We start from the raw sequence: 22,528 nt of genomic DNA, 5'->3' as shown, positions 1-22,528 counted from the left end.
CGGATCGGCGTTCACCGGGTTCCGGCCGGGCGCGGACCGGTTGAGCCCGTGCCCGGCCGGGGCCTCAGCGCTGGTTGGGCTTGCGGCCCTGTTGCGGGTTGGTGGTCCCCCGGCGCAGGTGCCCGGACTGCTCGCCGCCGCCGGTGGTGGGCTTCTTCGGCTTTCCGGAGCGCTTTGCCGTTGTGGACCGGCCGCGCGCGGCCGCCGCCGACACTTTGCGCCCCTGGCCCGGCAGGGGCCGGGCCAGGGCCTCGCCCATCTTCCGCATCTCCGGGATATCGACGGTGCGGACCGGTGCCCCGCCGGCGTCCGACGCCGCTGGCGGTGGGCCGTGGCGCCGGGGCTCCGCGTAGTCGAAGGCCGCGTCCCCCAGCCGCAGCAGGGCCTCAGCACTCGGCAGGTCTCCGCCCCGCCCCGGCGGGTCGCTGTGCTTCCGGAGCCGGTCGGCACCAGCCCGCGCCAGCTCAGCTACCTTTTCGCAGACCTTCAGCGAAGTACGGCGGATGAAGTCCGAGAACCGACCGTCGCGCGTCATCAACTGCTCGAAGCCCTCGCCCGCGCGCTTCTTCAGGACGCTCATCAGGTTCGAGAAGGCCCCGCGGACGGTCTGGAGTCGCTGCCATTCCGGCAGGTCCGCGAGGGCGGGCGCGTGCTCGTCGGCCGCCCGCAGCGCCGTGTTCACCGCGTTCGCCTTCGCCCCCGTGTCCTCTGGCGCGGCTCCGGGCCCGGCGGCCGCGCCGGACGAAGCGGCGGCCACCGGCTCTTGGGGGGCGGGCCCGGTCCCGCCGGGCTCGCCCAGCGCGTCCCTGAGCCTGAGCAGCTCGGCCCGGACAGCGGCAAAGCCCTCGCCCGTGTCCCGGTCAGCGGGTACATGCTCGTCCCACGCCTCCTTCACCGCCTCGAACCCGGCGACGAGGTCGACTTCAGGGCCTGTCGGTACCGGGTCCGGGTCCGGTCCGGTCCACAGCGGCAGGTCCCCGGGCTTGAACTGAGGGGGTGTGGACATCTCGGACTCCTCCGGTGCTTGTGGGCTCGGGGCGGGTTCGGCTGGGATCGGTTCCGTGGCCGCCGCCGGGGCGGGGGTAGCCGCAGGCTCAGCAGCAGGGAGGGGCAGGGCGCGCAGTTGCTCGTAGGCGGTCGGTGTTGCGACGGCAAGCACCTGGGCCCGGCGGGCACCGTCGTTTCCCATGTAGGTCCACCACAGCAGCTCGGAGCCGTCGTTGGCTACGAGGGCGTCGGCTGACTGCTCGAACTGCGCGGTGAACTCGGCCAGCGTGGTGTGGGCGCTCTGGAGCAGGCCGTCCCGCTCGGTGGCCGTGGCCACCAGCCAGTCGGCGACCTCGTCAACGGTGGGCGCCATACCGTCCCGCAGAACGTCGCCGACCGCGACGACCAGTACCGGGCGGACCCGGGGTGTGCTCCAGGCCGGGGCCAGCGGGCTTTCGGCGAGGTACGGGGCGAGCCAGGCCGCCGTCTCCTCGTCGGAGACGAGCTGCTCTGCGTGCTGGGCCGGGCGATCCAGCATCGGGACGGTGACGGTGACGGGCAGGAGCTGGCCGGGCATGTCGGCGACGACGGCCCCGGGCAGAACGATGGTCTGCGACAGCGCCACGGTGTCGATCCGGGCAAGCACCTCCCCTGGCTCGGAGGCGGAGGACAGCGAGATGGTGACGGTCGGCCCCGTCACCGGCTCCACGGCTGGGACCGATTCCGGCCCTGGGACCGGTACGGCCGAGGACGCGGGGTCCGGAACGGGTGCCGGTCGGGGGGCCGAAGGCGCGGCTGTTGCCGTGTCCGGTACGGCAGCGGCGGCAGCCTCCCGCGCGTCCCGTTCCCGGGCGGCCGCGTCCCGTTCGCCCTGTACGGCGTCGAGGGTGGCCTGGAGCCGACCGCGCAGACGCGCGGCGTCGTAGAGCAACCGGGCGAGTGGGAAGACCAGGTGCTGCCGCTCCTGCGCGTCGGGGTTCTCCGGCAGCGTGACGCCCCAGGCGTTGACCGCGTCCCTCACCGCGATCAGGTCGGCTTCCATCTGCCGGGAGCCGTGGCCGCCGCTGACGGCGGCCGCGAGGCTGCCGAGGTGCCGGTCCAGCTCCTGGAAGGCCGGGTTCTGGGCGTAGTCGGTGTCCGCCCGGGCGGCAGCGGCGGTGACGGCCTCCCGGTGCCACAGCGCGGCTTCCCGCAGTTCGCGGCGCACTACGTCGGCCCGGGTCAGCGGCCCGGACGCGGTGGCCGCGACGACCGGCTCGCCGTACGGCGTCCCGGTGAATGCCGAGTACAGGATGGCCGCGTGGGCCCCGGCGGCCCGGGGCGTGTCATGGGGCCCCGTCACATCCGCGGGCAGGCCGTCGAATGCGAGGCGGGCGTACCAGCTCCCGGCGGCGGACTCCCGGATCTCCGCGATCACCCTGTCACCGTGCCGTACGCCGCCCTCAACGGGCCGCGGCTGCCCGTCCACCGTGACCAGGTGCAGCTCGTACGCGGGATCCGTGGACAAGGGCACGACCTCGATATGCCGACGGGGCTCCGGCGGGTCCTCGACGTCCACCACTGGCGTGGTCGCCGGTTCCTCCGTCGGCGGACCGGCGACCGGGGCCTCTGCCGTCGTCTCGGGCGCGGGAGCGTCAGGTTCGCCTGCCACTGTGTCCTCCTGCTCTGCGGGGTCGCCGTCCGGCTCGCGATCCGGTACGGGAGTCTCGGGCGGCGCCGCTTCGTCAGCCGGGCTCGTGTCGGAGCCCGGGGCGGCGGCCGTGCCCGGCCCGTCCTCGTCGGCTGGCCCGGCCGGGGGCGGGGCGTCGTCCGTGACGGCGCCGGGCTCGGTGCCCGCCGTCGTCCTTTCGGTCGTCGGCGGCGCTGCGGGGCCGGGGCCGGCGGCCGGTTCGCGGGACTCCGGCCCGGTGACGCTGTCCGGAGTTTCCTGCCGGTCGTCGCCGGTCGCGGGGGCCGGTTCGGCGGGCTCCGGCTCTGCTGCGGCTTTCTCCTGAGGGGCGGCGGCCGGTGCGGCGGATGCCGCGGCAAGGGCGGCCAGCTCCGTCTCGAACGCCTCCACCGTCGCCCGAGACCGGGAGGCCATCAGGTCAGCAGCCTCCCGGACCTGAACCAGCGGGCCGCGCAGATCTTCTCCCACCACGGGCTCCAGAGCGCCGCTCCAGACCGCGACCGTATGGACCTGGCGCACCAGATCGTCCGGCGAGCCCACCGGGCCGTCACGCAGGATCTGTTCGGCGTCCCGGTACGCCGCGGCCAACTGCGCCACGGCGTTGGCGGGGGGCCCGTCGCCGTCGGGGCGCTGCCGCCGGTCGGCGTCGTAGTACCGCTGCACTTCGGGCAGGGCCTCCCACAGCGCGAAGGCTTCGCCGAGCCGGTCGATGTCCGCCTGGGCTTCCTCGTCGGCGGTGTAAGGCTCGGCGGGGCCGAGGACGGGTACGTCGACGTTCAGGAGTACGACGTCCAGGTCCGGCGGTTCAGGCGCGGCCGGTGCCCCGGAGGTCTCTTCCGGGACGACGTCGTCCAGCGTCGGCGCCACCACGGCGGAACCCTTCCCCTTGCGCTTCCTGCCCGGGACTGACGCGGAGTTTGAGGACTCGGGGCTCTGGCTGCGGCGCACGGGCTCTGCCTCGGCGAGGGAGCGCGGCACCGCGTCCGCTCCCGGCGCCACCGGGCCGTGGGCCGGGTTGTGTGCCAGAGCCAGGGCCTCACCGGCGGAGAGACGGTCGGCGTACTCGGCGGCGTCGGCCCGCTCGGTCCAGCTGCACACGCACCACGCCTCCACCCAGTCCCGGCCCGGGCCGCCGAGGGTGACGAGCGTCGCGTGCGGCACTTCGTCAGCCGCCGATGAGGCGTGGAGACGGAGCCGTTCGAGCATCGCCGCCCACGAGGACATGTAGCCGTCGACGGCGTCGCAGGACGCGACCTGCGCCCCCGCCTGGTCCTCGATCAGGAGCGGGCCCAGCTCGCCGGAGGCGGTGCGGCCTCTCCACTCTTTGCGGACCGTGTACCGGGCTCCGGTCCCGGCGGTGATCGTCCACGAGCCGTCAGGATGGTACTGGATCGACTCCGACTCCCCGACGTCCGGCAGGAGCCACAGCCCCGCGTCGTACTGCATACGGCGGGCGACTGCGAACCCGGCCACCAGGTCGCCGCCGGTCTCGGTCGCGTGCTCGGCAACGGCCGCCAGGGCCGCGCTCTCGCCCTTGCCGGAACCGATGCTGATCACGTCCCACAGGCCCGACGGCTCTGCGCCGTACCAGGACGCCCGCCACATGATCCCCCGCGCGCCCTCACCCTGGGCGTCGTGGGAGATCGTGTATTCACCGACAGTCAGCCCGGGTCCGGTGACGTCGAACTGATAGAAGGACGGCTCCCCGTTAAGAATCCGAGGGGTGACGGTCAGCGCAGTGACGTCGACGGCCACGGGCGTCCCCTCGCCGGACCCCGCCGCCGCGCTGCCGCTCTCCGCCTCCGGGCCGTCGAGCCCCAGGGGCAGGGGTGCGACACCGTCGCGGGACGCCTCGTTCGCCGCTTCCACGGGGGCCGCGCCGCGCCGGGCGACCAGCGCCGCCCGGTCCTGACGGGCTGCGAACGCCGCCTCCGCCGCCCGTTTCTGGGCCTGCGCGTCTCCGCCCGCCGCCTTCACTTCGGCCCGTGCTTCACGCTTGGCGCGGTCGTCGCCCGCCTCGCACGCCTCGGCGACGATCTGATCCGCCAGAGCCCGGGCGGGCCACGGGGCAGCTTCTCCGGCATCCAGCGCGGCCGTCAGCATCTGCCCGGCCAGCTCGGCGATCCGGTCGTCCCAGAGCCCCCACCTGAGGTCGCACTCCTTCGGATCACCCTTGGCCAGATCCCGAGCGAGTACCTGGACCTCACGGTATCCGTGCCTGTCCTCGTCGCCGCTCAGCCGGAGGGACAGACACCGCGCGCACAGGGTGTAGTGACCCAGCTCGCCGCCCTGGTCATCGGCGACGGCGACCGTGTACCGGGCACCCGAATTCTTCGCGCTGTCCTTGCCGACGTACGGCCACGACCCGTCGCAGTACGCGTCCGGGGTGTCGGCCATGTCATCCGTGAGCCGGGCCACGACGCGTAGCCGCTCGTCCGGAATGGCTTCCTGGCCCGGTGCCCAGATTTTCCATTCGGCGACGTACTGCCGGGTGTCCTGGCCCTTCCGGGACCAGCCCTCACTGGTGCGGCCCTGCGCGCCGTCCGGGTCGGTCAGGTGCTGCCAGCCCCACCGGCACGACGCGATCAGGCCGATACGGCCGAACCGGTGGACCAGGTACACCCCCTCTTCGAGCTGGACGCGGTTGGTGGTCGTCTCGAACCGGGGGGCCTGCGCCGTCAGGTGCCCGTACCGGGCCCACAGCGAGGCGAACCGGGTACGGGTCGCCGAGTCCTCGCGGATCCGCGCCAGTACGGCGGCGAGGGTCCGGTCCTCGATGTTCACGTTCCACCACGAGGAGCCGCCGGTGTCGTGAGCACCCTCCCAGCGGTCCTGATCCGGACGGTCTGTCGCCGAGGGGCGAATGCGGAACGTGTGCCCGCCCGGCGTCGACAGGATCCAGCCCGCCGCCGGTACGTACGACCCGGTGAACGAGACGGGGACGATCGATTCGCCCTCGGCAAGCGCCGCCCGAAGCTCGGCTTCCCGCCCGGCGTCGGCCGCGGCGTCCTTGGGGTCGGTGCGGGGTGTCGCCGCTTCCTCTGCGGGCGCTTCAGCCGCTCCGTTCCCCTCAGCCTCACCATCAGGTGAAGCGCCGGGACCCTGGGCACCGGTTGCGGCGGCTGGCGAGGCGGGCTGTGGATCGCCGGACCCCGTCCCCGGCCCGGTGTCCGGGGACTCGTCAGCGGCTTCGCCTGCCTGACGGAGCCACTCCGCCGCGGCGGCCTGCTGCTCGGAGTTCTCGCCCACCGCTTCGGCGGCCGATCGTACGGCGGCCGCCGTCTCGATGTACGCCAGGCACTCGTCGCGCGTACCTGAGAACTCCACGACATCGGTCATCCCGCGGGACCGGCGGACGATGTGGAACTGGATGGTCTGCGGGTCTCCGGGCTGCAAGCCCCCGTGGAGGGAGTACGTGATGCCCGCTGCTCCGGTGACCTCAGTCATGCGGAGCTGGGCGCGCACCAGGTCGTCAGGGCCCGGTCCACCGCCCGGGTTCGGGGCGGGGGTCGGGCCTTTCGCCGGAGCCGGGTCGGCCCCGGCGCCTTCCCCTTCTCGCAGTGGTGAGTACCGGTCCCGGGACGCTGCGAGCTGTTCGTCGCTGGGCGGGGCGGTCTCGCGCAGGGCGTCGGTCGCCGTACGGATCGCCTGGTCGGGGCGGGGCTGGTCTCCTTCGCCGCGGTGCTCAGCGGCTGCTGCGCTCGTCTTCGCCGACGCCGCAGAGGCCGCCCGTTCGGCCAGGTGGGCTGCGGAGGCGGCCAGCCGCTGGGCCTGGTCGTCGAGATGCTGGTGGAGGCGGTGCAGCGGCACGCCGACGTACCGGTTGAGGACGTCGTCGTCGGTGGCGGCGAGCAGAGCCGCCGCCGCGGCGGCCGCCCTCTCCATCGCCGCAGAGTTGGCCCGGTAGACGTCCACCCCCCGGCCCGAGGGGATGATCGCCGCGATTGCCGCGTCGAGCGCACGGAGTTCGTCCCGGGGCCCGCCGCCGTTCGGCCACACCCTCCCGGTGGCGTCCGTGACAGCGGCGTGGAGGTCGTAGGTCCGCTGGACCTGGGAGGCGGCCTCTTCGTGGCTGCCGTGGTGGCCGAACAGCGCGGCGACGTCCTCCGAGGGGCGCCGCTCGCGGGGGACGACCGCGATCTCGTCGGCGACAGCCAGCCCGAAGCTGTTGGCGTCGCCGGTGACCGCGTCCCGGGTGGAGATCGTCATCATGCTGCCTCGCCCGCCCTGGACGAAGCGCAGTTCGGTGACGACCTCGCCCCGGGAGCCGCCTTCGGCGACGAGGTCACCCACCCGGATCTGCCCCACGGTGCGGGGCTCCGGCCGCAGGTCGTCACGATGGTCGGCCGGGATGAGCTGTACCTGTGCGGGCAGCAGCCGGACGAAGACCCGCTCGGCGGCGGTCACCTCCGCCCCTGTCTGATCGCGGATCACTGCGTCGAGCAGCGTCGTGTTCTGGCGGAAATCGCGGTACCCGGGGTAGACGGTGCCGGTGACGGTGACCGTCACCGGTACGGGCAGCCCCCAGGCGTCGGCGTCCCATTCGATGCTCGTGCCGCTCACGGCGACCGTGATCCGGTTGCCGCCCCGGAGCGACTGGCGGTCGACCTCGTGCGGCTCCCGGATCTCTGCGCCAACCGCCGCCTCCGGTTTGGCGCCAACCGGCGCAGCCGGGTCCGGTGACACCGGCGCGGGGGCCACGCGGGCCGCCCAGATACGGCGGGCCCGCGCCAGCTCGACCACCTCGGATTTCGGCACGCTCAGGCGGAGGCTGATGTGGTCGACGCATTCGGGGTCGCCGCTGTTGATCCGGTACAGCGGTTTGGCGTGGCCGTCGTTGAGGTGGAGGCTGCATTGGCCGCAGATCCCGTCGCCTGCCAGGTCTAGAGAGTGATTGCGGTACCGCGCGTTCAGCGGCTGGTCGGCCATCTTCCGGGCCTCGCGGGCCACGCGCACGCAGAGGGCCACGGCCGCCGCCCGGCTGTCTAGGGAAACGTACTCGGCGACGATGTCGCCGTCGGACTCGATGCGCGGCACGAAGGTTGAGGTCAGGGTCTCGTCGTTCTGGCTCAGCCGGACCACGAACGGGATGCCGTCCGCGGTGACGTCGAAGGCGACTTCGACCGGGTCGAAGCGGGGCCCCATGTCGCCGACCGTCACCGGGATCGGCTCGCGTACCGGGGACAATCCGTCGGTCGGCAGCCAGTCGGCGTACGGCGTGACCGGCCGGGCGGGGATGGAGTCCGCCTCCGGAAGGTCCTCCAGCGGCCGCTGGGCGCCGGGCCCGTCGGCGGGCCGCAGGTCCACGGCGTCATTGAGGGAGTACGAGTAGCCGGTGGACTTCTTCCCGGAGCGGGACAGCACGTGGTACTCGCCGGTGTGGCCGGTCCGGTCCGTGCTGACGAACCAGGTATTCGTGGCCGCTCCGGGGGCCATGACCTGGCCCGTCACCTCCTGGCCGGTCCGCTCGTCCCGCCAGGTCACCCACGAGCCGAGGCCGTACTCCGCCGGGGTCAGGCCGGGGCTGTCCGTACGCGGAGTCAGCCGCAGGGAGGGCAGCGGCCGGAACGGCTCCAGGCCGTTGTCCCCCTTGTACGTGTGCCGCCACCGGGCCAGTCGCTCGGCCTGTTCGTCCGGCGTCTGCGCCGTCTGCTCGTTCTTCGTCTCGACGACCGCAGTGAACTCGGCGAGGCGCCGCTGATACCCCTCCACCGCCTGTGGTGCGAGGCCCGCGTCCGCCGGGACTTCGAGCAGAGTGAACGTCAGCTGTCCGTCCGCGCTGGTCAGGCGGACCCTGCCGTCGTCCCGCGTGATGGCCCCCTGGTCGGCGGGAGCCGTGTCGGGCTGTACCTCGTCCACGGTCATCTGCCCGCCGGGGACGCCGGTCTCGTCCGTCTCCTCTTCAGGGTCGGGGCCGTCCTGCGGCGGGGCCGGGACACGTCCGGGCTGCGGGACACCGAACTCGTCGAACAAGTCGCCCGTCCCATACCCGTCGCCGTCCGCTGCCTCATCCGTGTTGCCGGCGGGCTGGGGGATCGGCTCACCGGGAGCGCGCTTGGCCAGCATGGACAGGTACTGACGCTGGTACCCCAAGCCGCCCAGCCCGGCCAGCGGGGTGGCCGCGTCCGGCCACACCTCAAGCGCCGCGGCGGTGTACGTCTCCCCAGCCAGGATGACGACCTCTTGCGCGCCGTCGACCCCCAGCTCGCGGGCCTGCTCGCGCAGTTTCTCGACGGTGACGGAGCCGAGCTGTCCCATCCGGAGGTCGTACGGCTCGATCTCCTGATCCAGGGTGACGAGACCGTACAGCGCCGACAGGATCAGGACGGTGCCCCCGTCGGCCGTCAGCGCGTCCGCCGCTTCCCGGCAGCTCCGGTGATACGGGCCCACGTACAGCTCGCCAGCGGCGGCCTTACGGTCCAGCTTGGCGGACCCGCAAGGAATGATCACCAGAGGGCCGGTCTGCGCTTCGGGCGCCTGCCCGGCGTAGGCCAGGTGTTCTGCCAGGCTCCACCTGACCCACTCCGGGTGCCGGGGCAGCGGCTGTCCGGCCTCCAGAGCCGCGCTCATGCGCCGGACGTCTTCCGCCTGGTTGACATGCTTCGTGGGGTTGATGCGCATGTGGTCCAGCGGAGTGCGCACGTCCTGGTGCCACCCGGCGGGCCGCCAGCGCACGTTGTTGGGCCCCACGCTGACGATCACTCCACTGCCGGAGTGGCGAGTGCGGGACCCCGGCCAGTACGGGGGCAGGTACTGAACGTGCATTCCGGGCTTGACCACGCCCGGCCCGGCGATGATCCCCGGGACTCCGTTCCACAGTTCCTCTCCGGGAGCTGCGGCGGGCGCCGGTTCTGCCTCCCCGGCCGCCGTCTCCGCTGCCGGTTCCGGGCGGTCCGCGGGCTGCTTCGTCGGCTGCTCAGGGTGTTCGTCGGGAGGCCCGGGGGTGGTCGGCGGGGCGCCGATGTGCCCGAAGACGACGCGGCCGCCGAAGCCGTCGATCAGCCCTTGCAGAGTTCCGCTGGCGCCTGTGGTCTCGCGTCCGGACGAGGGTTCGGAGGGCTCGGTGGCGGCTGTGGTCCGAGTATCCGCGGGCGAGGCGGCATCGTCCACCGGCTCACCGGAACCGGCCGTGTCCGCGGGTGGGCCGCCCGCCTCCTCCAGCGCGGCGAGACGGGCGGCGACGGTGCCGTCCGGGTCCCCGTGGACGGTGATGTGGGCGCGCAGGATCGTCGCCTCGCTCTCCCTCTCCTGCGCGGAGAGCCAGGCCGGGTCCCGGCGGGGCCCTGCATCGGGCAGGATTCCGCCCGCCTCCGGTGATGCCTCCGCCGGGGCGTCGGCGTCGAGCTGGTCCAACTGCCGCTGGAGGCCGTCGCGCCGTTCAACGGCTGCCTTGCGGTTCTTGGTCTCGTCGGCTGATTCCTTCTCGCTGGGCTTGCCCGCCTTGTTCACCGCGACCTGCGCTTTGACCAGGGCGTCGACCAGGCTGAGCCGTTCGCGGGCCAGAGCCAGTCCGGGGACCTGCCCGCGCAGTTCCTCGGACTGGATCAGCAGGTTGTCCCGGGTTTTCTGCTTCGCCCGGAGGTTTCCCTCGTCCTCGGTCTGCCGTCCGGGGGCCTCCGTGATGGTCTTCGTCAGGCGCCGCAGCAGCGCCTCGCCTTTGAGGATGCTCAGCTGGACCGCGTCGAAGCGCTGGAGGGAGTCCGGCAGACCGTCCAGGTGGACGCGGACGAAGGGCACCTCCTGGTTGTCCTCGCGGAAGGCCACGGCGACCAGGTCGCGGCCGCCGAGCTGGCCCAGGACCACGTCCCGGGTGCTCGGACGGTCCTCCGGCAGGGCCTCCAGGACACCGGAGAGTGCCGTGGTCAGCGGTACGGCAGCGTCCTTGTGCTTGGTGTAGGAGGCGCCGCCGAGGGTGATCTGGAAGTCGTCGCCGAGCACGGGCAGCAGCGACGGCAGGACGGCACCGCGACGGGTGATGTTGCGTTCCAGTACCTCGATCTCGGCGCTGACGGCCTGGACCTTCTTGAAGATGATGGACCGCTGGGTGGCCCGGTTGTTCTGGCTGAGGGTGAGCTTCTTGAGCTTCTTGCGCAGGTCTTCCTGGGCAATGAGGTACTCGTTGCCGGAGATGATCGCCTGTGCTTCCTCGTACGGGACGAGCGCTTCGTCGACTTCCTGGATCTCGTCGGTCCCGGCATCGAGCCGGGCCTTGTAGAGCTGGTCGAAGCCCTTGGCCTTGGTGGCGAGGATGCCGTACATCCGGGAGTCGAAGGTGCCCTCCGTGGCGGCCCAGACGATCCCGACGTTCTTGTTCTGGTTGCCCTGCCGCAGGGCACGGCCGTCCTTCTGCTTCATGTCGGCGGGCCGGAAATCCGGGTCGACGTGGTACAGGGCGATGGTCCGGTTCTGCGCGTTCAGGCCCTTGCCCATGCGCTGGGTGGAGCCGATCAGAACGTTGCAGCCGCCGTGGTTGGCGCGGGCGACGAGCTTGCGCCGCTGGTCGGCGCGGGACGCGTCGTGGATGAAGTCGATCTTGTCGGCGGGTACGTCCCGCTCGACGAGGAGGTCTTTCATCTCCTGGTAGGCGTTGAAGTTGCCGCGGTTCTTGCCCCCCGGCGTGCCCTGGTTGAGGAACACCATCTGGAGCGCCCCCGGGACGGGGTGGGGGCGCAGGTCCTTGGTGGTGTAGGTGTAGCGGTTGTCCTTCGTCTCGTGGTACGTCGCGGCGATCCGGTCGGCGAGGAGGCGGAGCTTGTTGCCGGGCTCGGCGTCCGCGTCGATCAGCCGGGGGTCCAGGGCGATGACCCGGGCGTCGGTGTTGATGGAGAGCGCGTTGTCCTCGCTCTTGTCGACCTCGCCCTGGTGGCACGCTTCGTACCGCTCGCCCAGCTCCTCCATGAGCTTTTGCTGGCCGGGAGTGGCGGGCACGAGCATGAGTTCCGGCTCGCCGCCCTTGATGCCCGGCAGCGGGAGCCCGAGGTCTTCCTCGTCCTTGTAGTCGACGGCCGGAAGCCACAGCTGCCGCAGTAGCGAGTTCACGCTGTGGAAGGCGGCGAACCGCTCGACGGACTTGAAGCCCTTGCCGTCGACGGTCATCTCCAGCCGCTCCACCATCTTCCCGTACATGGTGGCGAAGGCGTCGAACTCCTCGATGCCGAGGTCCCGCAGCAGCTGAGGGTTGGCCAGCAGGAGGAGGCTGTGCAGTTCGCCGATGGCGTTCGACAGCGGGGTGCCGGTGGCCAGACAGCCCATCGGGCCCGTCGGCTTGTTGCGGCGGGCCCACTCCAGCACGGCGTGCAGGTGCTGCGCCTTCGCCGAGCCCTTGACCCGGGCGCCCGGGATCTTGGACTGGACGGCGAGGTTCTTGTACTCGTGTGCCTCGTCGATGGCGAAGAAGTCCAGGCCCAGGTCGTCCATGTAGACCTGCCCGGGGGTACGGATGGAGTCCGCGCGCTCCTTCAGTTTCTGCGCGTGGGTCTGGCGCCGTTCCTCCAGTTGCTTGAGGGAGATCGACTTTCCCTCGCGGCGCCGCTCGTGGACGATCTGCGCGTCCATCTTGCGCAGTTCGTCGTCGTTGTAGAACTCGTAGAACTCCGGGCTGAGCGGGATCGAGTCGAACAGCGAGTGGGACATGATGATCATGTCGAAGCTGTTCGCGCGGACGTACTGGAGCATCCGGTCGCGCTTGCCGTCGGCAAGGTCGTCGCTGGTCAGGGTGAGGATGCGGGCGGCCGGGAACAGCTTGCGGACCTCGCCCTCCCACTGCTCGACCAGGTAGTTCGGCACCGCCACCAGCGGCTTTTCGATCTGGCCGGTGTTCTTCATGGCCATCATGCCGATGGCCAGCGCCCCGGTCTTCCCGGCGCCGACCACATGGGACAGCACCAGGCAGCGCTCGTGCGCCATCCGGGCCGCGGCCGCCAGCTGATGGTCGTACGGGGTGAAGTCGGGGTCGAGCCCGGCCAGGGAGGGACGGGTGCCGGTGAAGTCCCGGACCACCCGGTTGTTCATCTGCCGGTTGTAGACGTCCGCGACCCGGGCGGCCCGCGCGGAGTCGTCCAGGACCCACGCCTCGAAGGCGTCGCGCCACTCCTCCGCCCGGGTCCGCACCGCGTGAGCGGCTTCCTCGTCGTCCGCGGGCCGCCCCGTCATGGAGCCGCCGTTGAGGACCCGGCTGACCAGGGCGAGCGGGTCCAGGCCGCCCGCAGTGTGCTTGACCTCGTCCTCTTCACTCAGGCCGCGGCCCTTGAGGATGTGCCAGTTCCCGTTGCCGGAGTGCTGGATCGTCAGGTGCGCATCCCCCAGGAACTGGCGGAAGAACTCCTGCACCAGGTCGTCGGGCAGCCAGGCGGCACCGAGGCGGATGGCGAACTGCCCGGGCAGCATCTCGCGCGGCAGGATGCGCTCCAGCTCGGCGACGTTGACCTGGAACGCCGCATCCTGCCGGGCGGCCTGCCGGGCGATTTCCAGCTTGGTGCGCACATCCCCGGAGAGGTAGTCGGCGCTGTAGAGCAGATCCGAGGTGAGCGGGTCGGTGAACACCGACCGGCCCAGCCGCCGGCGGGCCTCGTCTTCGTCGACCTGGAGCATCCACGCGATGTGGGGGAGGTCGACGTGCCCGCGTTCGGCGACCACCGCGTCCAGCGCCTGCTGCGGGTCGTCGGTGTGCCGTCCCAGGATGCTGCGGCGGGCGGCCGGGGCCCGGTCGAGGATTTCCGAGACGCGCACGGTCTCGGTGTCCGCCTCCCACATCTCCAGCGCCAGGACCTCGTACGCCTGCGGGTCGTTGAGGAAGTACCCCCAGGCGGTCAGCCCGGTGACACTCGCGCCGTCGCCGGTCTGAGTCGTGACGTTCTGCTGCTGCCGGGGCCGGGACAGCGGCCCGTAGGCGGCGACGTACCGCTCGTATGTCTCCTTGGTCAGACGGCGGTGCGCATCCGCCAGGGCCCGGTCGGAGCCGGAGCGGTCCAGCTCGTTCAGCCCGCGCACCAGGTCCTTGAGTTCGATCAGCGAGGCGAGCTGGGCGTGCTGCTTGGCAGGCAGCTCGACGGCGACCTGGTCCCCTTCGCCCACGGCCTGCCACAGCTTGCCGTCCACATCGGCGGACAGCCGCCCGGTGAAGTCCTGGATGTCGGCCGCGGGCTTCAGCCGCAGCGGCGGCCGGTGCGGCCCCTCGGGGTGCGGGGCATACGAGCGCCGCGCGAGGACCGCACTGTCGGCGATCTGCCGCAGAGCGACCCGCAGGGATACGGAGACGTCCGGGTCGCCGAAGACGGCGACCTCCGGACGCACCCTGCCCATACGGCTGGTCAGCGTCCCCAGCACCCGCTCCGGGTGCTCGACGAAGTAGTCGTTCACCGGCAGTACATGGTCGCCGAGCTGCCGTCGCTGGACGTTCAGCCACGTCCGGTCCAGCGGCTCCTCGCCGTCCATCCGGCGGCGCAGGATGAGGATGTCCGCGAACACATTCGTACCGGCCGACCGGGCGAACACATTCCGGGGCAGGCGCACGGCACCGAGCAGGTCGGCCATCTCGAAGAGTTCCGCCCGGGCCTTGTCGCCCTCGGTGTCCATGACGTACCCGGACGCGATCAGAGCGACCACGCCGCCGGGCCGGGTCAGGGCCAAGGACTTGAGGACGAAGTGGTTGTGAATACGGTGGCGGCCGCGGTTGTGCTTCGGGTCGTAGAGCGTCACCCGGGCGAAGGGCACGTTGCCCACCACGGCGTCGAACGCGCCGTCGGGCGCCACGGTGTCGGCGAACGACTCGTTCAGGACCGTCACCCCGGGCGCCAGCAGCCGGGAGATCGCGGCGCTGGTGGGGTCGATCTCGATACCGGTCAGCCGGGCCGACTCCGGCGCCGTGCCGAAGGTGACGCCCGCGCCGGAGCCGGGCTCCAGTACCTCGCCGCCGTCGAACCCGAGATCGGCCAGCGCCTGCCACATCGCGGAGGTGATCTCCGGCGGGGTGTAGTGGGCACTCAGGGTGGACGCGGCCGCCGCCCGCCACTCGCCGTCGTCGAGGAGGACGCGCAGCGGGTCGCGGACATCCGCGAACGACTCCCAGCGAGCTGCGGCGGCCGCGTAGCCGTTCTCCCGCTCTCCGCCCGGCCCGAAGACGGGATCGTCCTCGACAGGACGGTCCGCCAGGACCTCCGGGACCGCCCCCCAACCGGACCAGCGGGCCATCACCTGCTGTTCGGCGGCGGTCGCCGCCCGCTGCTCCTCCCGTACGAGCTTGAGGACGCGGACGGCTTCGAGGTTGGCGGCGGCCTTGGCCCGCTCCCCAGCCGGAGCCAGGTCGTCCTGGGAGACGGGCCGGAAAACTACCGGCGGGGCAGCTCCGCGTCCCGGCGCTCCTCCTCCGGCTCCAGAAACACGATCTCCCTCAGCGCCTGCTCCCGCGCCACCTGCTGCGCCATGTTCAGCTTGCCCGCCCGCCGCTGGTGATCGGTCTCCCCCATCGCCTCGGGCATCTTCTCCTCCACCAGCTCCGCGATCCGCTGCTCCACGTCCGCCGCCAGATCCCGGAAGAACTGCTCCGGGTCCTCCATCCCGGCCAGCTCCCTGGGCCGGAACGTCTCCCAGTGCCGCCGGGCCGTCTTCGCGTACTCGCTCACCCTCACCCTCACCCTCTGCTTCCGGTGCCGCTCCTGCATTCTCATTATCCGCCCTCAGCGGCTCCAGGCCCTGGGCCCCCATCACCTCCGCGAGGTCGTCCAGCGCGCGCAGCACGTGCGGGCGGGCCCGCTTGGCCCGCTCCCTGGTCTTGCGGTCGTCACAGTCCAGCTCGTCGTCGAGGAGGCCGACCAGCCGCCGCCCCATCTGCTCCAGAACGGGCAGCGCCTGCCGCGGCACGTCGAGGGCGTGCACCATGATCTTCTTGCCGTGCTCGTCCTGCGACTGCGTCCGCGAGGAGTCGGCGAGCATCGTGATCAGGTACTTCTCCGCCTCCTCCGACAGCGTCAGGGAGCTGAAGCGGGTAGTGAGCTGGTCGACGAACGACGGCGGCAGCTCGACATCGACGTACGCGCCCCAGGTCCGCGTGTCGTACGTCTCCGGGTCCTTCTCGTACTCCCCGATCAGCCAGCGCAGCGCCCCGGTGCGCCACGTCACCTCCCGCGAGTCGTGGCCCCGACCGCGCCACAACTGCACCCGGTACTCCGAGTACAAGTCGGTGATCTCGCCGTACCAGCGATTGTCGATCTTCACCCTGGTGGCGCGGTCGTTGTGAGACCAGGTCTTCAGGCGAATCCGGCCGTCCGTCTCCAGCAGCGCCCGGAACGCCTTCTCGTCGCGCTCCTTGACCTCCGTCCCCAGCACATGCCGACGGGCCTTGAACGCCTCCTCCACCAGTTCCTTGGCCGGGTCCGAGCCCGCGAACTCGGTGTCGGACAGCCGCTGCCCGCGCAGCGTCTCCAGCGCCCCGGTCAGCTCGTCGTCGTCGAGCCCGGCGACCGGAGGCTGCTCCCCCCAGGCCCGAAGCCGCCGCTCCGCGATCTCCCGGCCGACCACCGTGACCCGCGCGCCGAAGGCGTCCGCCGCTTCCGGCGGCCGCTGGTGCCGGATCTTGACCAGCTGAGCGCCCTCCGCCTGGAGGTCCTCGTCCGTCATCTGGGCGACCGGCGTCCGGGCCTCCAGCTCCGCGGCCGTACGCCGGGCCTGCTCCACCCGCAGCAGCTCGTCCCGCTCCCGGCGGGCCTCCGCCAGCGGCGTCTTGTCCACGTAGCCGTACGCGGGGTGGCCCAGCGCGGCCGCCAGGGCCTCCCGCTCGGCGGCGATCTCCCCGTCCTCCATGCCCGCGGGGTCTGCCCGGCTCCCCACCTCCTCGACCTGGCGCCGGTCGTGCTCCTGCTTCAGGGGCGCAATCTGCTCATCCAGCCGCTGGCGCCGCGCACTGCCGTACGGAGCGCGGCGGCGTTCCTCGTTCAGCCGCTCCAGTTCGGCGGAGATCTGGTCGGCCGTCAGGTCCTGCGGGGCGAGCACCGGCCCGGGCTCCGGCACCGGCGCGGCCGGTGCGTCCGCTCCGGCAGCCGCTGGCGGAGCCTCCGCCGGTGCCGTCACGGCTGGGACGGCGGTACGGGCGGCCGCCGGCGGCGGGACGGCGGGCGCGTGGACACCGCGCAACCGGTTCTCGTCCGCCCGGATCTCCACCATCCGGCCCTTCTCGTACAGGGCCCGGGCAAGCCGGTCGACACCCTGTGCCCGGGCCACGGACCGGGTGGTGCCCGTGGTGACGTACGCCTTCGCGAAGCCGCTCCAGGTGAACCCGGCGGACCGCAGCAGCGCCTTCATCTCGGGATGGTCGGCGGCGTACTTGTCGACGCCGTGGACGATCGGCCGGTGATCGAGGTAGTAGATCCACACGTCGTCCCGGGCAGCGGGCTCCAGCTGGGCGATGCGGTGCTGCCACACGGCGTTCTCGACGAAGTGCCGCGCCCACTCTCCGGAGAGACGCCGCCCGTCGCGCATCTCGCCGATGAACGCGGACTTCCGGGTGTTCCGGTCGAACTGGCGCTCCGCCCGCGCGATCAGCAGCCCGTCCGGGTCGTAGACCGACACCTTGTCCATGGTGTCGTCGTAGACGTACGCCTGCCCGTCGTCGGTCTCCCAGACGTCCGCGTCCGCCGAGGCCGAACCCGCCCAGCGGGCCTCCGGATCCCTGCCGCGGACCTGATCGAGCATCCCCTGCCCGTACGGCGACCGGACCCGGTCGACCAGCCCCTCACTGCTCCAGTCGAACGCCTCCCCGGCGGCGTCCCGCCACTGGTCGAGCGCTTCGGCCAGCGCGCGGGCCGCTTCGCCGTCCTGCCCGGCCTCCATCATCAGCACGGGCAGTGCGGTGCCCGTATGAAAAATGCCCCACCGGTACCGGCCCGTATCGGAGTAGTGCATCCGCGCAACGACCAGGGCGTCGCTGATGAGCGCCATCTCGCTCGCGCGCCGCTCCCGTTGCCAGGGGGCCGCCATGCGGCTGGCCGACTCGTCCTTCGTCTCCGTGATCCGGAACTGATCGCCTCCCCCGATCCGCCAGTGGGCCGCTACGTCTTCTGGCGTCGTGAACCGGTCCCCCATGCGTTTCTCCCCGTGCCGTCATCTCGCGGCACGTCAGCAAACACATGCCACGTCATCCCCACTGGACCCTACCCACCGAGGCCGCAAACCTCGCTTGAGATATGCCGGGTACAACGCCGGGCCCGGGAACCTGACACGTCGTCGGCCTCAGTCGCCACACCAGCCTCACATTTGGACTCCTTGCCACACCGGGCGTACGGGAGAGGCCCCGTACGCCGCCAAGGAGGTATCGAGGACCGGGGCGTCATTGGCGTGTTCCCGTACGCGGTATTGCCGGACCCGCTACCGTGGTAAAAGCACGGCCCGCGCACGGGCCCAAGCCAGCCTCAGCCCATGACTGACGCACATCTGAGGCGAAGGTGCCAGGACCACGACGGTCCCAGCGCATCAGTGCGGAGAGCACCACCCGTTGGTCACGACCGACACCATCCGTATGCCCGCTGAGCGATCACCGTCTCCGCGTGCACCGGGTCATGGGTAACCGCCGCACGCTCCGAGGAGATCTGCTGTGGTCAAGGGACACGGAAAGAAGCAGCGCGCCAAGCAGCGCGCCCAGCGAACCGGGACCGGACACGCGAGCGCCGCCGCCGGTGCCGCGCACGAGCACAACCCCCTGCCGGACATGGACATCCTCACCCGCCTGCCCCACGGGGCCGGGCGCACCCTCGACCTCGGCCTGGCGGCCCGGCTGGTCGCGGCCTGCCGCGCCGGGTGCCAGCCCTGCCAGCGGTCGCTGGCCCGCAAGCTCCGGACCGAGCAGCGGCCGACCCTCGCGGTGCTCGCGGGCGCGGCGTACGGCACGCTGCCCGCCCCCGGACCCACCCCCGGACTCCTTGCGTCCCCGGCCACCCGGGCGTGGGCGCCGCTCGCCCGGGCCGGGAAGACCGGCACCGAGGCGGCCGCCGCCGCCCTGGCCGCCGTGGAGGCGATGAGCGACGACGACGCCTCCGACCTCCTGGAGGACACGCTCGACCACTGGGCCGCGGGCGGGGCCGGTGCCGACGAGATCGCCGACGCGATCAAGACGGTGATGTCCCCGGAGGCGCCGCCCCGGCAGCGGCCCGCCGATCCGCTGGACGGACTGCGGGCCGCCGGGATCGAGGTCTTCACTCTGGACGACATCGACCTCCCCGAGGGCATCGACCCCTACCACCTGGTCCCGGACTACGGCGTCATGCTCATGAAGACGGACACGCCGGACGGGCGCCCGATGCCGATGCTCGTGCTGTACCCGGAGACCGAGGGCGCCGGGATCGACGACCTGGAGGCCCGGACGGACTGGGAGCACTGGGGCCTGCACGGGATGCCGGACGTGGACCCGCGCTGGCGGGTGCGCGCCCGGATCGCCGACCGGTCCCTGCGCGGCCTGGTCCACACCGGCCCGGACGGCGAGGACGGCATCGAGCTGTGGCGGGCCGCCGAGACCGTCAGTCTGGCCGCCGAGACCGTCAGTCTGCCCGAGCACTGGTGGAACCTCCTCGACTGCGTCCAGCACGTCCTGGTCGCCGGGCCCGTGGACAAGCCCGAGGACCCCGGGGCGCTCGCGGCCGCCGGTGACGCGGGCAAACTCCTCGCGGTCGTCGCACCAGTGAGTTTCGTCTGATGGCCGCCCGTCCCCGCCGCGAGCGGACCCCCCGCACCTATCTGCCCGGGATCGCCGACGTACGGATCTGCGGCGACGAGGCCACGGTCAAAGCCGTCCTCGAAGTCCTGGACACCGAGTTCCGCACCACGACCGCCCGGGGGTACGACGGCGGTACGCGCGCGTACCTCCAGCTCGACACCGGATGCACCGATCCCGACGCGGACTGACCGCCTCATTCCCGTTCGGATATCTGAAACCCGCCCGGCTCAGGGCCAGAGGGCGCACGGCCCCGGTGCCGTCCGGCGCGCACGCACCCGCACCACGGGAGCGCGGCCCGCGCCGGGCGGTGCCGGGGGGAGCGGGGGTCCGGGGGCCGGCGAAGGCCCCCGGCGACCACCGGCCCCGGCCCCGGGTGACCCCCGGAGAAGTGACCGTCAGATGCCCATTTACCCCTTGGCGGAGACGGAAGAGGGTGCGAAGCCGATACCGCCGACGAACCGGAACACCGACGAGAAGGAGCCTCTGATGACGGACACGACCACCACGACCGCCCGTACCGGGACCGCTGGCACCACCGCGCCGGTCCCGCAGCAGGAGCGGCACGTACCGGAGGCCCTGGGGGTCCACCGGATTGCCGCGCTCCTGGCCGGACACACCGAAGCGCCGGTCACGGCCGACGACGTGGACACCCTGATCGAGCAGGGGCACCTGGAGCCGCACTCCACCTGGAAGCGCTGGACCCTCTACAGCACGGCGGCCGCACTGGCCCTGGACAAGGAGCTGGTGACCGGGGTCGCCCGGGAGCGGGTCGCCTGGGTTGAGGCGAGCGTCACCCGCGACGAGGCCGCGGCCCGGATCGGCTGGCACTGGCGGGACATCGCCCGGATGGGCGAGGAGGGCCGCATCGTCAAGGGACGGCTGGGCCGGTACCTCACCGCCGACGTCGACCGTCTTGCCGCCGAGGCGGACGGCGAGCAGTACCTCACCGCCCAGTCCGCGGCCGCCGATGTGCTGGAGATCCGCCACCCGGCCGACTGGAAGTACGTGGAGGCCGCCGGGTGGATCACCCCCGCGACGACGTACGAGCTGCCGGTGGGCACCAGCGGCCGGCGGACCGTCACGGTGCCGCTCTACCGGCTCGCCGATGTCCGCGCGGTCCGGGATCTGCCCGGTGTGGACTGGGAAGCCGTCCGCGGGCTGCCGAAGGGGAAGGTGTCCCCGCTGCGGGAGTACGCCGCGCTCGCCCCCACCCGCGCGGCCGCCGTCCGCGCCTTCGCGCAGGCCCTGGCCGACCGGCACCAGGTGACCGTCTGGGCCCGGCACAGCCCCTACACCGGCCGGTGGGAGGTCGAGTGGGAGCGCCGTGACGACCACGAGCCCATCCGGAGCGCGGTCGCTGCCGCGCTGGCCGCCGACCCGGCGGCCAGCGCCTTCTGGGAGGAGGTCGACCTGGGCGGCACCGATTGGGGCCCCATCACCCGCGAGGCCCGGCAACTGCTGGAGCCCGGCGCGGCGGTGGTCCTCGATACGGAGACGACGGACCTGGGCGGCCGCACGGTCGAGATCGCGGTCGTCGATGCCGCCACCGGCAAGAAGCTCATGGAGACCCTGGTCAACCCCGAGGCGCCGATCACCGACGGAGCCCGCTGGGTACACGGCATCACGGACGAGATGGTCGCCGACGCCAGGACGTTCGACAAGATCCTCCCCCGGCTGAAGAAGGTCACCCGGGACCGGACCGTGTGCGCGTACAACACCGAGTTCGACCAGTCGGTAGTAGTGGGCGACACGGAACGGGTCGGGAAGAAGCCGGACCACCTGGGCGGGGCATCCTGGTACTGCCTCATGAAGGCGTACGCCTCCTGGCTCGGCTCCGGCCCCTGGATCCGGCTCGGCGGCCGTCACCGCGCACTCGGCGACGCCCAGGCCGCCCGGGAAGTGCTGATTGAGATGAGCAAGGGCCGCGGAACGGAGTTCACCCCGCGTCCGCCCGCCCCCGGGGACCCGGTCAGTGGCCCGCCCCCCGGAACGGCCCTCGCCGCCGACGCCGCAGCACAGAGCTGACAAGGACCGGCGTGTCCGAAACCGTGGCGAGCCCGGTCTCATGCCAGGCGACCGGGCTCGCTGACTACGAGGGCCTGGGCCCGGTTGCCGCCGGACCCGGCCTCGTTCATTCCAGAGCGTCCAGCATCCGGATGCCCGTGCCCGGTTCCCGGGCGCCGTGCTGTTCGACGAGGGTCAGGGCCGCGGCCGCCGTACCGTCCAGGGTCTCGCACACGGGGGCGTTGAACCGGCGCGCGACGTAGATCAGGTACCGGTTGCGCTCCGGGTTCGCGCAGTCCGGCGGGCAGCCGAGGACCGCGCGGCCCGACGGGGCGTCAAGGCCCCATTCGACGTTCGTGGTGAACCCGGGCATCGTCGCCACGTCGCGGGGGATCCAGAACATGATCGCACTCGCCGCGGCGCGGGCGTTCGTCTCCCAGTCGACCTGGTCCTCGTACCGGTCGGCCCGGGCGCCGTTGCGGGACTCGGGGGTCAGAACGGTCAGCGTGCCGGGGCCGGTCCACTGTGCGGTCAGCGCCGCCAGGGCGGCGGGCCGCCAGGACGGGACGGGGGTGCGCTTGTCGGGGGTGGGCCCGGCGAGGAACACGCTCGGACCGGCGGGGACCGGCTCGCGGGCCATGACCAGTTCGACGGTGCTCATCGGGTCTCTCCGTTCTGCGCGGCGGCGCGGGCGGCGTGCTGCGGGGTCCAGGGGAGCGGGAGGCCGTCGTCCTTGGCCCGGGGGATGACGTGCCAGTGGAGGTGGGAAACCGTCTGCGTGGCGTCCGGTCCGACGCTGGTGATGAGGTTCAGGTCGGCGCCGATCTCGGCCGCGTACTGCGCGGCGCGGCGCACGGTGTAGGCGGTGACGTCCGGGTTCTCGACGGCGTTCGCGACGTGGATGCGCGGGATGACGAGCGTGTGCCCGTCGTTGACGCCGCCGCTGCGGGGCCGGATGGCGAGAGCGTCGTCCCATTCACGGACGACGGCGGCCGGTGAGGTTCCGGCGGCGATGGCGCAGAAGACGCAGGGCGTCTTGCGGGGTGTGAGTGTGGCGGGCACGGGGTGGACCTCCGGGAAGCGGGCGGGCCCCGGCGTGGTGCGGGGCCCGCGTGGTGTGCTGTGCTGGTGGGAGTGTCCGGGGCTGTCGACAGCAGTCCCGGGCACGG

6 protein-coding genes are annotated in these 22,528 nt (G+C 72.3%); 3 read left to right on the top strand and 3 right to left on the bottom strand.

Annotation, left to right across the window (positions count from 1 at the left end; genetic code table 11):
* Nucleotides 1-64 precede the first annotated feature (64 nt).
* Nucleotides 65-17,731 (bottom strand): DUF6884 domain-containing protein, encoded by a 17,667-nt coding sequence (locus AB0G74_RS27800; protein WP_361151449.1) that lies wholly within the window; start codon nucleotides 17,729-17,731, stop codon nucleotides 65-67.
* 508 nt (nucleotides 17,732-18,239) lie between these two features.
* Between AB0G74_RS27800 and AB0G74_RS27795 the strand changes: the two genes are divergently transcribed.
* The 3 genes from AB0G74_RS27795 to AB0G74_RS27785 all read left to right on the top strand — a co-directional run bounded on the left by AB0G74_RS27795 (nucleotide 18,240) and on the right by AB0G74_RS27785 (nucleotide 21,380).
* Nucleotides 18,240-19,334 carry a hypothetical protein gene (locus tag AB0G74_RS27795; protein WP_361151446.1) on the top strand — a complete coding sequence of 365 codons (1,095 nt, stop codon included), beginning with the start codon at nucleotides 18,240-18,242 and terminating at the stop codon, nucleotides 19,332-19,334.
* Nucleotides 19,334-19,543 (top strand): hypothetical protein, encoded by a 210-nt coding sequence (locus tag AB0G74_RS27790; protein WP_361151444.1) that lies wholly within the window; start codon nucleotides 19,334-19,336, stop codon nucleotides 19,541-19,543. Before AB0G74_RS27795 ends, AB0G74_RS27790 begins: the two co-directional genes overlap by 1 nt.
* Before the next feature lie 298 nt (nucleotides 19,544-19,841).
* On the top strand, nucleotides 19,842-21,380 hold the full coding sequence (locus AB0G74_RS27785; RefSeq protein WP_361151441.1) for a 3'-5' exonuclease: 1,539 nt from the start codon (nucleotides 19,842-19,844) through the stop codon (nucleotides 21,378-21,380).
* 106 nt (nucleotides 21,381-21,486) lie between these two features.
* Here AB0G74_RS27785 and AB0G74_RS27780 read toward each other — a convergent pair whose 3' ends face one another.
* Together AB0G74_RS27780 and AB0G74_RS27775 are read right to left on the bottom strand one after the other, a co-directional pair.
* Nucleotides 21,487-22,020: a nucleoside 2-deoxyribosyltransferase domain-containing protein gene (locus AB0G74_RS27780; RefSeq protein WP_361151439.1), complete on the bottom strand. Its 534-nt coding sequence runs from the start codon at nucleotides 22,018-22,020 to the stop codon at nucleotides 21,487-21,489.
* Nucleotides 22,017-22,421, bottom strand: coding sequence for an HIT domain-containing protein (locus AB0G74_RS27775; protein ID WP_361151436.1), 405 nt, complete (start codon nucleotides 22,419-22,421; stop codon nucleotides 22,017-22,019). The genes AB0G74_RS27780 and AB0G74_RS27775 overlap by 4 nt, the downstream gene beginning before the upstream one ends.
* Nucleotides 22,422-22,528 lie beyond the last annotated feature (107 nt).

This window comes from Streptomyces sp. NPDC020875 (genome assembly GCF_040641415.1).
Classification (GTDB): domain Bacteria; phylum Actinomycetota; class Actinomycetes; order Streptomycetales; family Streptomycetaceae; genus Streptomyces.
Note: the sequence above shows the minus strand (reverse complement) of the source record. Positions and strands in the feature narration are given on the sequence as shown.